This is a genomic window from Streptomyces sp. NBC_00354 (assembly GCF_036106915.1).
Taxonomy (GTDB): domain Bacteria; phylum Actinomycetota; class Actinomycetes; order Streptomycetales; family Streptomycetaceae; genus Streptomyces.
The window spans coordinates 8300214-8313694 of record NZ_CP107983.1; the positions used below are offsets into that span (position 1 = coordinate 8300214).

Annotated in this window: 14 protein-coding genes; 10 read left to right on the forward strand and 4 right to left on the reverse strand. The window is 69.7% G+C overall.

Going from position 1 to position 13481, the window contains the following annotated elements:
- Positions 1-374: 374 nt before the first annotated feature.
- The 3 genes from OHT74_RS38220 (at position 375) to OHT74_RS38230 (ending at position 2766) form a co-directional block, all read left to right on the forward strand.
- A complete protein-coding gene (locus tag OHT74_RS38220) occupies positions 375-578 on the forward strand; it encodes a cold-shock protein (RefSeq protein WP_030303079.1) in 204 nt (67 codons plus the stop codon).
- A 301-nt stretch (positions 579-879) separates the two neighbouring features.
- Positions 880-2397, forward strand: a complete 1518-nt coding sequence (locus OHT74_RS38225; protein ID WP_328622862.1) for a DEAD/DEAH box helicase — start codon at positions 880-882, stop codon at positions 2395-2397.
- A gap of 63 nt (positions 2398-2460) precedes the next feature.
- A complete protein-coding gene (locus OHT74_RS38230; RefSeq protein ID WP_328622863.1) occupies positions 2461-2766 on the forward strand; it encodes an SCO5918 family protein in 306 nt (101 codons plus the stop codon).
- Positions 2767-2842: 76 nt separating this feature from the next.
- Here OHT74_RS38230 and OHT74_RS38235 read toward each other — a convergent pair whose 3' ends face one another.
- The gene (locus tag OHT74_RS38235) at positions 2843-4066 is read right to left on the reverse strand and encodes an IS30 family transposase (protein ID WP_443047642.1); all 1224 of its coding nucleotides are present in this window, start codon (positions 4064-4066) and stop codon (positions 2843-2845) included.
- 207 nt (positions 4067-4273) lie between these two features.
- On the opposite strand from OHT74_RS38235, the gene OHT74_RS38240 reads away from it, so the two are divergent.
- Complete coding sequence (locus tag OHT74_RS38240; RefSeq protein ID WP_266671409.1) at positions 4274-4612, forward strand: MerR family transcriptional regulator; 339 nt, start codon at positions 4274-4276, stop codon at positions 4610-4612.
- Between the two features lie 209 nt (positions 4613-4821).
- On the opposite strand, the gene OHT74_RS38245 is transcribed toward OHT74_RS38240, so the two are convergent.
- The gene (locus OHT74_RS38245; RefSeq protein WP_266671411.1) at positions 4822-5493 is read right to left on the reverse strand and encodes a TetR/AcrR family transcriptional regulator; all 672 of its coding nucleotides are present in this window, start codon (positions 5491-5493) and stop codon (positions 4822-4824) included.
- A gap of 144 nt (positions 5494-5637) precedes the next feature.
- On the opposite strand from OHT74_RS38245, the gene OHT74_RS38250 reads away from it, so the two are divergent.
- Complete coding sequence (locus tag OHT74_RS38250) at positions 5638-6774, forward strand: FAD-dependent oxidoreductase (protein ID WP_328622864.1); 1137 nt, start codon at positions 5638-5640, stop codon at positions 6772-6774.
- 213 nt (positions 6775-6987) lie between these two features.
- Here the strand turns inward: OHT74_RS38250 and OHT74_RS38255 are convergent, their stop codons facing one another.
- Positions 6988-7794: an alpha/beta fold hydrolase gene (locus OHT74_RS38255; protein WP_328622865.1), complete on the reverse strand. Its 807-nt coding sequence runs from the start codon at positions 7792-7794 to the stop codon at positions 6988-6990.
- A 62-nt stretch (positions 7795-7856) separates the two neighbouring features.
- On the opposite strand from OHT74_RS38255, the gene OHT74_RS38260 reads away from it, so the two are divergent.
- The 3 genes from OHT74_RS38260 (at position 7857) to OHT74_RS38270 (ending at position 11150) form a co-directional block, all read left to right on the forward strand.
- The gene (locus OHT74_RS38260) at positions 7857-8276 is read left to right on the forward strand and encodes a MarR family winged helix-turn-helix transcriptional regulator (protein ID WP_266671417.1); all 420 of its coding nucleotides are present in this window, start codon (positions 7857-7859) and stop codon (positions 8274-8276) included.
- A gap of 244 nt (positions 8277-8520) precedes the next feature.
- On the forward strand, positions 8521-10275 hold the full coding sequence (locus tag OHT74_RS38265; protein WP_328622866.1) for an FG-GAP repeat domain-containing protein: 1755 nt from the start codon (positions 8521-8523) through the stop codon (positions 10273-10275).
- 107 nt (positions 10276-10382) lie between these two features.
- Entirely contained in the window at positions 10383-11150 is a 768-nt protein-coding gene (locus OHT74_RS38270; protein WP_328622867.1) for an ATP-dependent DNA ligase, read from the forward strand.
- A gap of 367 nt (positions 11151-11517) precedes the next feature.
- On the opposite strand, the gene OHT74_RS38275 is transcribed toward OHT74_RS38270, so the two are convergent.
- Complete coding sequence (locus OHT74_RS38275) at positions 11518-11994, reverse strand: DUF1453 domain-containing protein (protein WP_328622868.1); 477 nt, start codon at positions 11992-11994, stop codon at positions 11518-11520.
- Between the two features lie 72 nt (positions 11995-12066).
- Here OHT74_RS38275 and OHT74_RS38280 point away from each other — a divergent pair, with 72 nt between their 5' ends.
- Together OHT74_RS38280 and OHT74_RS38285 are read left to right on the forward strand one after the other, a co-directional pair.
- The gene (locus OHT74_RS38280; protein ID WP_328622869.1) at positions 12067-12684 is read left to right on the forward strand and encodes a TetR/AcrR family transcriptional regulator; all 618 of its coding nucleotides are present in this window, start codon (positions 12067-12069) and stop codon (positions 12682-12684) included.
- Between the two features lie 206 nt (positions 12685-12890).
- Positions 12891-13400, forward strand: coding sequence for a GNAT family N-acetyltransferase (locus OHT74_RS38285; RefSeq protein WP_328622870.1), 510 nt, complete (start codon positions 12891-12893; stop codon positions 13398-13400).
- Positions 13401-13481 lie beyond the last annotated feature (81 nt).

A 13481-nucleotide genomic window follows, 5' to 3' on the forward strand; every position in this document is an offset into this window, starting at 1 on the left:
CCGTCCGGAGGCTTTCGCATGTCCGGACGGATACTGCACGGCGGCCACGGGGACCTGCCCTGCGGCGCGGGAAACGCTGCGCCCCGGGCGGGAATACCTGTGTTCGCGAGATGAGAATTTGGCGGACCGCGCGCTGAGGGTTTTTCACGGTTCCGAAGAGGGCGCCGATTTTTACGGCGCGGGTCACCGCGCCGTGCTACTGTCGATCTCAGTTGCAGTTGTGGTTCCCAAAATTTCAAGCACCCAGTCGGACTTCACGTCCACTGTGAGCGCTTGCGTATTTCCGGTCTTTTTGGTCCGGCGGGGCAATCATCGCGGCGACACGAGGTCCGCACGTTGCGGATCTCGTCGTACTGCCCCAAAGGAGATTTGACATGGCTACTGGTACCGTGAAGTGGTTCAACGCGGAAAAGGGTTTCGGCTTCATCGAGCAGGAGGGTGGCGGCGCTGACGTGTTCGCCCACTACTCGAACATCGCCGCCCAGGGCTTCCGCGAGCTGCAGGAAGGCCAGAAGGTCAGCTTCGACATCGCGCAGGGCCAGAAGGGCCCGACGGCCGAGAACATCGTTCCCGCCTGACGCTGACGCGTACTTCGCAGCTGGGGCCCGCATCCCTCGGGGTGCGGGCCCCAGCTGCGCGTTTTCCCCGCAGTGAGTTCACCTGCGGGACGATCCGAGGATTCCGCGGCCCTCCGCACGAGGATCCTCACCCGGGGGCACCCGCCTTCGCGCCGCGTCCCCGTTTTCAGCGCCTGAGCCCGCACTGATTTTCGCCGGCCAGATTCGCTTTCACGTTCCATCCGGCCCATTCTCGCAATTCTCCGTGCGCTCGCTGCTGCGGGAATTCCTTGATATGCGCCGCATTCGAGGAAGGTTCCGCATGAACCGCACACGCACGAACAATCGCTCCTCCACCTCCTCCTCCCGCACGGGCGGGAGCCGGTTCGGCTCGGCCGCCCCCAGCCGTTCGGGTGGTCAGTCCCGTTCCGGCGGCCAGGCCCGCTCGGGAGGACAGGGCCGCTCCGGCGGCTACGGCCGCCGGCCCGCCGCCGTACAGGGCGAGTTCGCCCTGCCCCGGACGATCACCCCCGCGCTGCCCGCCGTGGAGGCGTTCGCCGAGCTCGACATGCCCGCCCCGCTGCTCGCCGCGCTCGGCGCGGAGGGCGTGAGCGTCCCGTTCCCGATCCAGGCCGCGACTCTGCCGAACACCCTCGCGGGCCGCGACGCGCTCGGCCGCGGGCGCACCGGCTCCGGCAAGACCCTCGCCTTCGGCCTCGCGCTGCTCGCCCGTACCGCCGGACGACGGGCGGAGCCCCGCCAGCCGCTGGCCCTGGTACTCGTCCCCACCCGCGAGCTCGCCCAGCAGGTCACGGACGCCCTCGCCCCCTACGCCCGCTCCGTGAAGCTGCGGCTGGCCACGGTCGTCGGCGGCGTGTCGATCGGCAAGCAGGCCGGCGCGCTCCGCGGTGGCGCCGAGGTGGTCGTCGCGACCCCCGGACGCCTCGCGGACCTCATCGAGCGCGGCGACTGCCGGCTCGACAAGGTGGACATCACCGTGCTCGACGAGGCCGACCAGATGGCCGACATGGGCTTCATGCCACAGGTCACCGCCCTGCTCGACCAGGTGCGCCCGGGCGGCCAGCGGATGCTGTTCTCCGCGACCCTCGACCGCAACGTCGACCTGCTCGTGCGCCGCTACCTGAACGACCCCGTCGTCCACTCCGTCGACCCCTCGGCCGGCGCGGTGACCACGATGGAACACCACGTGCTGCACGTGCAGGGCGCCGACAAGCACGCCACGACCACGGAGATCGCCGCCCGCGACGGCCGCGTGATCATGTTCCTGGACACGAAGCACGCCGTCGACCGGCTGACCCAGGACCTCCTCAACAGCGGCGTACGGGCCGCGGCCCTGCACGGCGGCAAGTCCCAGCCCCAGCGCACCCGCACCCTGGCCCAGTTCAAGACCGGGCACGTGACCGTGCTGGTCGCCACCAACGTCGCCGCCCGCGGCATCCACGTCGACAACCTGGACCTCGTGGTCAACGTGGACCCGCCCACCGACCACAAGGACTACCTCCACCGCGGCGGACGCACCGCCCGCGCGGGCGAGTCCGGCAGCGTCGTCACCCTCGTCACCCCCAACCAGCGACGCGACATGACCCGCCTCATGGCCACCGCCGGCATCACCCCGCAGACCACTCAGGTCCGCTCCGGTGAGGCCGAGTTGCAGCGCATCACCGGCTCCCGGACCCCGTCCGGCATCCCCGTCGTCATCACGGCGCCGGTGAGCGAGCGCCCCAAGCGCAGCGCCGCCTCGCCCGGCCGTCGCGGCCGCCCCTCGCAGGCCTCGCGCCGCGGCGGCCAGCGCCAGGGCAAGTTCGATGCTGTGGCCTAGGTCCTGTCGCACCCAGGTCAGCCCCCTTCCGTACTTCCCCCTTCCTCCCGTGAGTGAGGCATCATGCGCTGTGTCATCGCCCGGTTCCCGTTCGACCTCACCAAGGCCGGCGTGCTGGAATCGATGAAGGGCGTCAAGCCCGAAACCGTCGTGGGTGAATCGGTGATCATCGGCCGTCGCGTCTACCCCGTCATGCAGGCGGGACAGGTCATCACCCGCCAGGACCGCCGCGACTTCAGCGCCGGCGAGGTCATCCGGGCCATGACCCAGCTCGGCTTCATCGTCCGCGGCTTGCCCGAAGCTCCCGCGGCGACCCTGAGCCCGCTCCAGCACGCGTCCGCGATGCTCGGCAGCCCCGTCTCCGTCTGAGCGGCAGAACGACAGCGAAGGCCCCGACCGGCTCACGGCGGTTTCTAGGGGTCGTTGCAACACGTGGTCGTGTTGATCAGGCCGCGAGGAGTTTATGCAGGCGCTCGGCTGGGGTTTCCCAGCCGAGCGTTTTGCGTGGGCGGCCGTTGAGTTCGGCTGCGACGGTGGTCAGGTGTTCGCGGCTGTGGACCGACAGGTCGGTGCCCTTCGGGAAGTACTGCCGCAGCAGACCGTTGGTGTTTTCGTTTGAGCCGCGCTGCCAGGGGCTGGCGGGGTCGCAGAAGTAGACCGGGATGTCGGTGGCGATGGTGAACTCGTGATGGCGGCCCATCTCGGAGCCCCGGTCCCAGGTCAGGGACCTGGTCAGGTGCCGGGGTAGTGCCCGGACCGTGGCCTGAAGGGCTGCGCTGACGTCCTCGGCGCTGCGGCCCGTGGGCAGGTGGACGAGCATGACGGAGCGGGTGGCGCGTTCGACGAGGGTGCCGATGGCGGAGGCGTTGTCCTTGCCGATGATCAGGTCGCCTTCCCAGTGACCGGGCAAGGCCCGGTCCTCCGCTTCGGCGGGCCGTTCACTGATCACGACCATGGGGTGGGCGAAGCGAGGCTGTCCGGCGGCGGCCTGGCGGTGCGGCTTGCGCCGGGCCCGCCCGGTGCGCAGGGCTCTGGCCGGCTCGCGACGCAGTTCCCCGCGGCCCTGGACGTAGAGGGCCTGGTAGATCGTCTCGTGGACCACGTGCATCTCCGGCCGGTCGGGGAACCGTCTGTGCAGAGCGTGGCAGATCTGTTCAGGGCTCCACCGCATCGCCAGGTGGGCCTGGATGAAGTCTCGCAGCTCGGTGTTCTGGCCGGTCTTGCCGGGCTTGGGCCGGGGCCGGCGCTGGTCGGCGCGGCGCCGTGCGGCGTGGGGACGGTAGGCCCATCGGCTCTGGTTGCCGCGCAGGGGCATGCCGTTGCGGCGTATCTCCCGGCTGATGGTGGAGGGGCTGCGGCCCAGCTCGGCGGCAATGGTGCGGACCGGCGCCTTTTCCCGCAGCCGGTCGGCCATGTGGATGCGCTCGTCTTCACGCAAGTACCGCGTCGGGAACGCGGGCTCCTGCTCTGGCAGAGCAGGAGCCCGCCGCCGCTTCGGGTCGGTCCGGCCGTTTCGCCATTCACGGCCGGTCCGCTGATGGACGCCGACGCGTCGGCTTGCCTCTCGATTGGTCAGTCCCAGCTGCACGAGGCGGAAGTATTCCTCCCGCTCACGCCGCAGCCTCACAGGCCCCTGCGCCATCCGGTCCTTGCGGATCTCGAAGTCCATCGCACCCCTTGAGCTGGGGTGTTGCGACGACCACTAGAACCGAAGGTGATCCGGCGGGGCCTTGGTCGTGCGCGGCGTCCGCGAGCGCGAGCACCCGCCCGCAGGGAAGGAAACACACCAGGGCCGGCGGATGGTGTTGACTTTCCTCCGGGGCCTGGTGCCGCACAGCACCAGGGCCCCTTGACGCGCTCCCAGGAAGAGGTGCAGATGACAGCGGACGATTCGCTCGGCGGCCGACTGGACGACGATGACTACCCCGCCTACACGATGGGCAGGGCCGCCGAGCTGCTCGGTACCACACCCGGCTTCCTCCGTGCCATCGGCGAGGCCCGCTTGATCACCCCGCTCCGCTCGGAGGGAGGCCACCGCCGCTACTCCCGTTACCAGCTGCGCATCGCCGCCCGCGCCCGGGAACTCGTCGACCAGGGCATACAGGTCGAGGCCGCCTGCCGCATCGTCATCCTCGAGGACCAGCTCGAGGAGGCCCAGCGCCTCAACGAGGAATTCCGCCGCGCCGCGGGCACACCACCCGACGCGTCCGGCTGATCCGGCGCCCCGCCCCGCCGCGGGGCGGGCGGCGGCCCGCTGTGCCGGAATGCGCTCCAGGAGACCGTGCCGCGTCGCACGGGCCGCGGCTTCCAGTAGGAGGACCTGCCCATCCGGCCGGGGAGCGGCAGACACTCGCCGCTGCTGGCGATACTCGCGGTGGGCGTCTCGCGGCACACCGCCCTCGTCGGAGGGCGGGGGCCGGCCGACTACTGGCGAGCGGTGATTCCGGCGAGGATGAGGTCGATCCCGGCGAGGAACTCGGCACGGTCATCATGCTTGCGTAGTTGGCCGGCGACGCTTCGGGTGAACGCGTATTCGCCTGCGTCGAGTTCTGCCCATTCGGCCGCAACGGCGTCGAGCAACTCACTCCTGTTCGCGTCCGGCCGGTGCGCTCGGGCGTTGGCGGCGTTCTGGCCCGCCACTCCGAGGATGTAGTTCGTCAGCGCGGACGCTGCGGTGAACTGGGCGGCTTCTGGCACTTGGAGCGCCTGGACCTGGCGTCCGATGCGTTCGAAGATCCGCAGTATCGGCGACTGCCCCGGTGCGCGGGCGAGCTGCGTACCGACCCAAGGGTGGGCGTCGATTGCGTCGAACACGCCCAGAGCGACGGCGCGGACCACTTCCTCCGGCGCCGCGTCGGTCTCGTCGCCGGCGAGGGTGATGGTGACGACGGCTTCGGTGGCAGCATCCAGGAGCTCGGTCTTGCCCGTGACATGCCAGTAGATCGCCCCGGGGCCGGTCGCCAGGTGCTCGGCCAGTACGCGGAACGTGAGCCCGCGCTCGCCCACCGTGTCGAGAAGTTCGACAGCAGCGCTGACGATGCGCTCCCGGGAGAGCGGTTCCTGCCGTCGTTCCGGACGACGCGTCCTGGTTGCCATGCGTCCATCCTAGACGCCTTGGAACGACGTTCCAGCTTGACAACGAATGGAACGTCGTTCCACTCTAGGGGCGCAATGGAACAGTGTTCCAATCATGCCCCGCCGGGTGTCCGCCCAGCGGGCCGCGACCAGGAAGGAAGCGTCATGACCACTCCGGTCACGATCATCGGCGCGGGACTCGGAGGGCTGATGCTCGCCCGCGTCCTCCACATCCATGGCATCCCGGCGACCATCTACGAGGCGGAGGTCTCACCGGCTGCCCGTACCCAGGGCGGCATGCTCGACATCCACGACTACAACGGGCAGCTCGCGCTCAAGGCGGCCGGGCTGTTCGAGGAATTCCTCGGCATCGTCCACCAGGGCGGCGAGGCGTCGCGGGTACTCGACAAGGACGGAACGGTCCTGCTCGACGAGGCTGACGACGGCACCGGCGGGCGTCCGGAGGTGCACCGCGGCGCCCTCCGGAAGATTCTGCTCGACTCGCTGCCGGCCGACATGATCCAGTGGGGGCGCAAGGTCACCGCGGTCCGGCCTCTCGGGGGCAGCCGGCACGAGGTGACGTTCGCGGACGGGGCGACCGTGACGACCCGCTTGCTGGTCGGTGCGGACGGGGCCTGGTCGCGGGTCCGTCCGCTGCTGTCCGACGAGAAGCCCGAGTACGTCGGCACGTCCTTCATCGAGACCTATCTGTTCGACGGCGCCTCCCGCCATGCGGCCAGCGCGCGGGCGGTCGGCGGCGGCGCGCTCTTCGCGCTCGCGCCCGGAAAGGGGATCCTCGCCCACCGGGAGACCGACGGCGTCCTGCACACATACGTGGCGCTCAACAAGCCGCAGGAGTGGATCGCGGCCATCGATTTCACCGACGCCGGAGCGGCCACGGCCCGCGTCGCCGAGGAGTTCCACGGCTGGGCCCCGGAACTCACCGCGCTGATCACGGACGGCGAGACCGCCCCGGTCCCGCGCACCATCAACGCCTTGCCGATCGAGCACCGGTGGGACCGCGTACCCGGGGTGACGCTCCTCGGAGACGCCGCCCACCTGATGTCGCCGTTCGCCGGCGAGGGCGCCAACCTCGCCATGTACGACGGCGCCGAACTCGGCAAGGCACTCGGCGCGCACCTGGGCGACACCGAGGCCGCGTTCACCGAGTATGAGGAGGCTCTGTTCCCGCGCAGTGCCGCCGCTGCCGCCGAGGCCGCCCGGAACCACAGGCTGTGCTTCGACCACAATGCCCCGCACAGCCTCATCGACCTCTTCACCAACTACGAGCAGGCCGGCTGAACGACGACCCGCTCCAGCGCTGACCCATCAGCCCAAACGACTTGGCAAACCGTCCCGCCCCGGAGCGCGGGCGTGAGCTCCGCCCTCTGTCCAGGGTGGTGGTAGCCACGACAAGCACGCCCTGCTCGCCGTCCTCGGCGCCCAGACCCTCACCTCCAACCGACCCTGACCGGCGCTGAGAGTCCGGCGGTACGCGCCGCCCGGGCGTGCTGGTCAACTGCACGCGTGGGAAGGGGTGTCGATGGCGTGAAGGTGTGCGTCGATCAGGGCGAAGGCGGCTTCGGGTTGTTCGATGTGCGGCAGGTGGCCTGCCTCGGGAATGATGTGGAGGCGGGCGTTGGCGAAGGCGGCTGCATAGGCGGCGCCGTAGGCCGGGGTGACGATCCGGTCGCCGGCTCCCCACAGCAGCAGGGCTGGGATGTGTACGCCTGTAAGGCGGCGCAGCAGCTTGGGGTCGTGCATGTAGGGGTCGCCTGCGAAAGTGCGCAGGGCGGCCATGTCGGATTGCCGGGCCGCGAGTTGTGCGGCCGGTACCGTCGCGGGGTCGACGAAGTACCGGTCCGAGTCGTGCCAGGCGTGGTCGGCGACACCGCGGGCGTCGAGGGCGAAGAAGTCGACGATCGGTTCGTCTTCGACGTGCACGCCCACCGCGTCGATCAGGACGAGTCCGGAGATGAGGCCGGCCGTGTCCCGGACGGCCATCTCTGCGGCGACCCAGCCGCCGAACGACGAGGCGACGACCACGACGTCACGCAGCCCTTGCTCGTGGAGGTGGTGGAGGTAGGTGAGGGCGAGGTCGTCGACGCCGGTGAGCCAGTCGGGCCGCGGGGTGCCCTGCCAGCCGGGGTGTACGGGCGTGATGACCCGCGCGCTGCGGGCGAGGTGTTCGACGAGCCCGGCGACGGTGGCAGGACCTCCGCCGCCGTGCAGGACCAGGATGGTCCTGCCGTGGTCGCTGTCCGTCTCGGTCAGGGTGAGCGGCAGGTCTGGATGCGGGGTGACGGTGCGCTTGGAAGTCATGCTCAACACCCTAACTAAACATATTGATATAAGCTAGCTTAGTCGCGGGTTAAGCTGGAGCCATGCACGATGAACTTCAAACCCTCGGCAGGGCGGTCAAACAGGCCCAGTACCGTCAGCACCGCGCCCTGGAAGGCGGGTTGGCGGCGATCGGCACCACGCTCGCCCAGTGGGACGCCCTTCGGGCGATCGGCAACGCGCGCGGGGCCTCTGCTCGCGAGCTGGCCGCCGCCACGTTCCAGAGCGAGCAGGCCTTCGGCACACTCGCCTCCCGCCTGGTCGCGCAAGGCCTGGTCGAGCGCCGACCTGGCCACGGCCGTCGCATCGAGCACCACCTCACACCTGATGGGGAGCGCGTCCTGAAGGAAGGGCATCGCGTCGCAGATGAGGTGCTGGCCTCGTGCTTCTCGGTGCTGCCCGCGGCCGACCGCAGTACCCTGCTCGGCCTGTTGCAGCGCCTCACCCTCGGCGAGGAGGCGTAAACGGTTCGGCAACGCGAGCGCTGTGCCGCCCGTCGGCCACGCGGTCCGGGCCGGGCATCGGGAGAGCGTCGTGATGGAGGGGGGTTAGCCGCCAGGGGGGTGGCGCAGGGCTTCCTGCGGCGTTGTCGGAGGCGCGGCATACGTTGCACGGACGGAAGAGGGAACCGTTCACGCATGGATGGGTGTCTCCGAGCGCACAGCAAGACGTGTCCGGGCGGACCCGGCTCGATCCTCAGGGGGGATCTTGAATTCATCGCACCGTAGACGCCTGCGTGCCCTGGCCGCCGGGGGCGTACTCGCCCTGGCCGCCGGCGCCCTCTCCGCCGCCCCGAGCACCGCCGCCCCGCAGCCTCTAGCACCCGCCTCCGCCCTCGCGGGGACCGCGGCCGCCCCGGCACCGGAGTCGGCCTCCAGCGCCGCACCGCGCCGCGACGGCGGGCACCCGGCCGTCGTCATGCCCGACCGCGCCACGTCCTCCGCGCCGGTGGTTGCCGCAGCCCTGCCGCGGCACGATGTCGACGGCGACGGCATCAGCGACATGATCGTCGTGGAGTACGACCAGAGCACGGCCGTCTACCTGTCGTCGATCTCCGACTGGGGCGACTACGTGATCTCCAAGACCGACCCCGATGCCTCGTACAAGGACCTGCTGCCGGTCGGCGACGTCGGCGGCACGACCAAGGCCGAGTTGCTCTCCCTCTCCTTCGACGGCGTACTCACGCTCTACGAGACCGGTCTGAAGGGCACGTCGGCGCCCCTGTGGTCCGGCCGCGGCTGGCAGAAGTACAACCGCCTCGTAGCCACCGGCGACGTGACCGGGGACCACCACCCCGACCTGCTGGCCCGCGACCACGTCGGCGACCTGTGGCTGTACACCGGCACCGGAAGCGTCAGCAACCCCTTCAACGTGCGGGTCAAGGTCGGCTCCGGCTGGGGGATTTACGACCAGATCGTCGGCGCCAGCGATGTCGACGGCGACGGCCTCGGCGACGTCTTCACCCGCACCCTGACCGGCGAGCTGTGGTTCCACAAGGGATCCGGCAGCGCCACGGCCCCGCTCAAGCCCCGTGTCAAGGTCGGCACCGGCTGGAACACGTACAACGTGATCAGCGGCCCGGACGACGTCGACGGCGACGGCTTGAGCGACCTGGTCGCCCGCAACCGCGACGGCCTGCAGTACTTCTACAAGTCGATCGGCGGAGGCAAGTTCGCCGCACCCGTGTACCACGGCAACGGGTGGGAGCTCAACAGGTTCATGGTCGGCGCGGGCACCACGCAGCTCTACGGCAAGTCACAGAACCTCATGACCGAGGCCAACAACACGCTGGCCAAGTACTACGCCCTGGCCAACGGCACCTACGCGACGCCGCCGACCGGGGTCGGCACCGAGACGCCCGGCTCCCGCAACACCTACGCCACCGCGCTCAACAGCCACAACCACGCCAGCTACGTGCAGAACATCGGCAGCGATCTGTACATCCGCGGCCAGAAGGTCAGCACGACGTGGAACTACACGCTCATGGTCGGCCCCGGTGACCTCACCGGCGACGGCAAGGGCGACCTGCTCAGCCGTGACTCCGCCGGCGTCCTGTGGCTGCACCCCGGCGACGGCGCGGTGGACACCAAGCTCGGCACGCGGATCAAGGTCGGCACCGGCTGGAACGCCTACAACGCGGTCGTCGGCGCAGGCGACTACTCCGGCGACGGGCGACCCGACGTGCTCGCCCGGGACGCCTCCGGCCGGATGTTCCTCTACAAGGGCACGGGGACGTCCACCGCGCCGTTCGCCGCCCCGGAGCAGGTCGCCACCGGCTGGAACGTCTACGACACGCTGCTCGTGCCGGGTGACATCGACGGCGACAGCAAGGGCGACGTGCTCGGCCGCCTCCCGAATGGCGACATGTACCTGTACACCTCAACGGGCAACGCCGGCACCGCGACCTTCACCGCCCGGGTGCTGTTCGGCCGCGGCTGGAACATCTACAAGAACATGATCTGAGTCCCCCGGCCGCCCGGCGGCCGGTCCACGATCAGCGACGGCGCGGGCCCGTCCACCGGCATCAGCCCGGCCTGCCGGGCCCGTGTCCGCTGCTGGCACCCCCAGGTATGAACGGGCAGCCGAAGAGTTGCCGCTGGCGAAGCGGCCGGGTGTTGCTCCAGACCCGGCGCGGCTCCCTGGTCCAGGACCGCTTCCGGGACGTGGTCGCCGCCGCCGAGCAGCTGCCCGACGGCCTGGTCCTCGATGGCGAACTCGTCGTCTGGGACACCGCAGGGCGGCTGTCCCTCGAAGCGCTCCAGCGCCGGGCTGCCGCCCGCGGCCGTACCGCCGCCGCGCTGGCCGCGAAGACACCGGCCTTCTTCATCGCCTTCGATGTTCTCCAGCATGACGGCACCGAACTCCTCACCCGGCCCCGTCACGAGCGCCGGCGGATCCTCCAGCACCTCTTCGACACCCACGAGCTGAGCGCTCCGTGGACGCTGTGCCCGACGACCACCGACCTCGCCATGGCGAGGGAGCGGCTGGAGACATGGACCCACGTCTCCGGAGCCTGGTTCAAGATCAGAAGACGGGACACCACGGAAGCGAACATCGGAGCGATCACCGGCACCCTCGCACGGCCGCAGCTCCTCGTCCTTGGCCGCCACGACCACCACGGCAGCCTCCGCGCCATTGGCCGGACGGGCGGCGTGGCGGCACAGCCGGCGGCAGCCTCGCCCTCACCGCCATACCCGCCCAGGCCATGCGACTGCTGTCCATCACCGGTGCAGGCACTGTTTTCACCTTCCACGCCGGCCCTGCCCAGGCCCTGGCCGATCACGCCGCCTACGGTCAACCCTCCGCTTGACGACGCCGCTCGCACGGCGGATCCCTGAACAAAGCCGGATGCGGCGCCCGGTCGCGGGCCCATGCTTGCGAGAGGCCGCCTCCGCAGTTACAACCCTTTACCCCGAGAAGCCCATCCGGAAGGTGGCGGCCACCGCCCTGGAGGAGGACTCCAACCCGTTAGGGAAGCTGCAGAGCAATTGGACGAGCCCCACCGGGGCCCGCCGCGCGGTGCGGGCGGCGGGTGTGCGCGGCATGGTGAAGGGGCACCCGGACGCCCGTTCATCGTGCCGTGAGGTGCCGCCCCGCGCCCCGGCAACGCCGTCCGGCGGGAGCCGCTTCCGGCTCCGCTCGTGACCTGGAGGGCGGTGCTGGCCGAGTGGTGCGACATGCGCGGGCGCGGGGTATGTCAATGAGTCAGCGAGTACGCGCCGGGGCGAAGGGGATTCCCGAAGTCATGCCGCGGCGGCCGACCATGAGGGACTCGCCGAGGAAGCTGACGCCGATGGAGAGCTGGAGGGGGCGCGCGTTCTCGTGCATGCCCATCTTCACCGCCAGGGCACTGAAACCGGCCGTGACCGCCAGGGTGCCGATCACGGTGAGGAAGGTGCGGCCGGTGTACCGCTGCCACAGGACACCTCCCTTGTCGATGAGTTGAACGGTGGCGCCGCGCAGTGCGCCGAGTGCCGCGCCGAGGACGGCGCCGGTAGTGACCCAGGTGAGGTCGGTGCCGGTCAGATCCGTCATCTTGACGAGGGACAGGACGCCGATCCCGGTCAGGATCGCCGGGGCCGCGAAGAGGTCCCGTGCGTTGACCGGTTCACCGATCATCCGCTTGATCACGACCGCGATCACGACCACCGCGATGATCGCGGCGAGTAGCCAGGGGTTCACGCAGATACCACCCATCTTTATGGCACGACTGAGCTAAAACGAAGTTAGCCCAGACGTGCTATAACGGCAAATGTGCCAAAGATCGTCGATCCCGTAGCCCGCCGCAGGGCGGTGGCCCAAGCCGTCCTGTCCGTCGCCGCCCGGCAGGGGCTGGAGCATGCATCGCTGCGCAACGTCGCCGATGAAGCCGGACTCGCCATCGGCTCCGTCCGCCACTACTTCGCCGACCACGACGAGTTGATGACCTTCACGATGCGGGAGCTGAGCCGGCGCATCAGTGACCGCATCCGCACTCACGCCGAGAGGCTCCTGGCTCCATACGGGCGCACCGACCGCCAGGCCGCAACAGAAGAACTCCTGGCCGAGTTCCTCCCCCTGGACGAGGCCCGCCGCCAGGAGGCCGCACTCTGGCTCGCCTTCACCGCCGCAGCACACACCCGCCCCGAGCTGCGGCCCTGCGCAGCCGAGATGCAGAGCGATCTGCACACCCTGATGTCGCGCGTGCTTCACGAAGCCCAGTGCGCCGGCTCGCTGCAGGCCGGCATGGACGTCGAACTGGAAAGCACGCGACTGGCCGCCCTCCTTGACGGACTCACTCTCCAGGCGACGCTGCTGCCGGACCGCTATCCGCCGATGCTGCTCCGGCAGGTACTGCGGCGGCACCTGGACGCCCTCAAATCCAACAACTGACCTCCGGCCAACGCGTTCAGCGCGCACGCCTCGGAGACACCAAGTGGCTCTGTCCACTCAGCCAGGGAGCGCGGCGATAGGTTCATGAGAGACGGCACCGGGCCTTCCTCCCGCATGGCCGTCGGCGAAGCCTGGTGGGCTCCTTGATCTTGCTCTTCACACGGCGACCCGTTCATGATCGTCGTATGAGTAGGCACTCGGTAACCTTGGACAAGATCGTTTCGGAGGACTGGCCGGCCGTTCATTCGTGGGCGTGCCTCCCGGAGGTGTGCCGCTATCAGTCCTGGGGGCCGAACACAGAGGTCCAGACGAAGGGCTTCGTGGACTCCGCGGTCAAGGCCTGGTCGGATGCCCCTCAGCGCCGGTTCCCTTATGCCGCCCGCGTCGGGCGGGATGTGGTGGGCATGGGCGAGCTGCATGTCCGCAGCCATGAGCAGCGCCAGGGCGAGATCTCATACATCGTGCATCCCCGCGTGTGGGGGCAGGGCATCGGCACCGAAATCGGTCGGCAGCTGCTCGCGCACGGGTTCGACGAGCTAGGGCTTCACCGGATCCATGCCACCTGTGACCCGAGGAATCTCGGCTCCTCCCGAGTGCTGTCCAAGATCGGTATGACGCATGAGGGACGCCTGCGCCACACGACGCTGCTCCGCGACGGTTGGCGAGACTCCATGATCTTCAGCAGCCTCGAAGGGGAATGGCGCTCCCCTGCGTAATCCCGCCAGCGGGGTGCTGGCGTTTCTCGTGAACTTCGAGCTCGGCGCCGACCGGGCGCCTTGTAAACCCGCGAACAAAGC

Excerpts from the sequence above, each read along its gene's own strand:
- OHT74_RS38240 (WP_266671409.1), top strand. The coding sequence starts at position 4,274 with ATGACAGCGGACGATTCGCTCGGCGGCCGACTGGACGACGATGACTAC.
- OHT74_RS38220 (WP_030303079.1), top strand. The coding sequence starts at position 375 with ATGGCTACTGGTACCGTGAAGTGGTTCAACGCGGAAAAGGGTTTCGGC.
- OHT74_RS38250 (WP_328622864.1), top strand. The coding sequence starts at position 5,638 with ATGACCACTCCGGTCACGATCATCGGCGCGGGACTCGGAGGGCTGATG.
- OHT74_RS38225 (WP_328622862.1), top strand. The coding sequence starts at position 880 with ATGAACCGCACACGCACGAACAATCGCTCCTCCACCTCCTCCTCCCGC.
- OHT74_RS38270 (WP_328622867.1), top strand. The coding sequence starts at position 10,383 with ATGAACGGGCAGCCGAAGAGTTGCCGCTGGCGAAGCGGCCGGGTGTTG.
- OHT74_RS38230 (WP_328622863.1), top strand. The coding sequence starts at position 2,461 with ATGCGCTGTGTCATCGCCCGGTTCCCGTTCGACCTCACCAAGGCCGGC.
- OHT74_RS38260 (WP_266671417.1), top strand. The coding sequence starts at position 7,857 with ATGCACGATGAACTTCAAACCCTCGGCAGGGCGGTCAAACAGGCCCAG.
- OHT74_RS38245 (WP_266671411.1), bottom strand. The coding sequence starts at position 5,493 with ATGGCAACCAGGACGCGTCGTCCGGAACGACGGCAGGAACCGCTCTCC.
- OHT74_RS38255 (WP_328622865.1), bottom strand. The coding sequence starts at position 7,794 with ATGACTTCCAAGCGCACCGTCACCCCGCATCCAGACCTGCCGCTCACC.
- OHT74_RS38235 (WP_443047642.1), bottom strand. The coding sequence starts at position 4,066 with ATGGACTTCGAGATCCGCAAGGACCGGATGGCGCAGGGGCCTGTGAGG.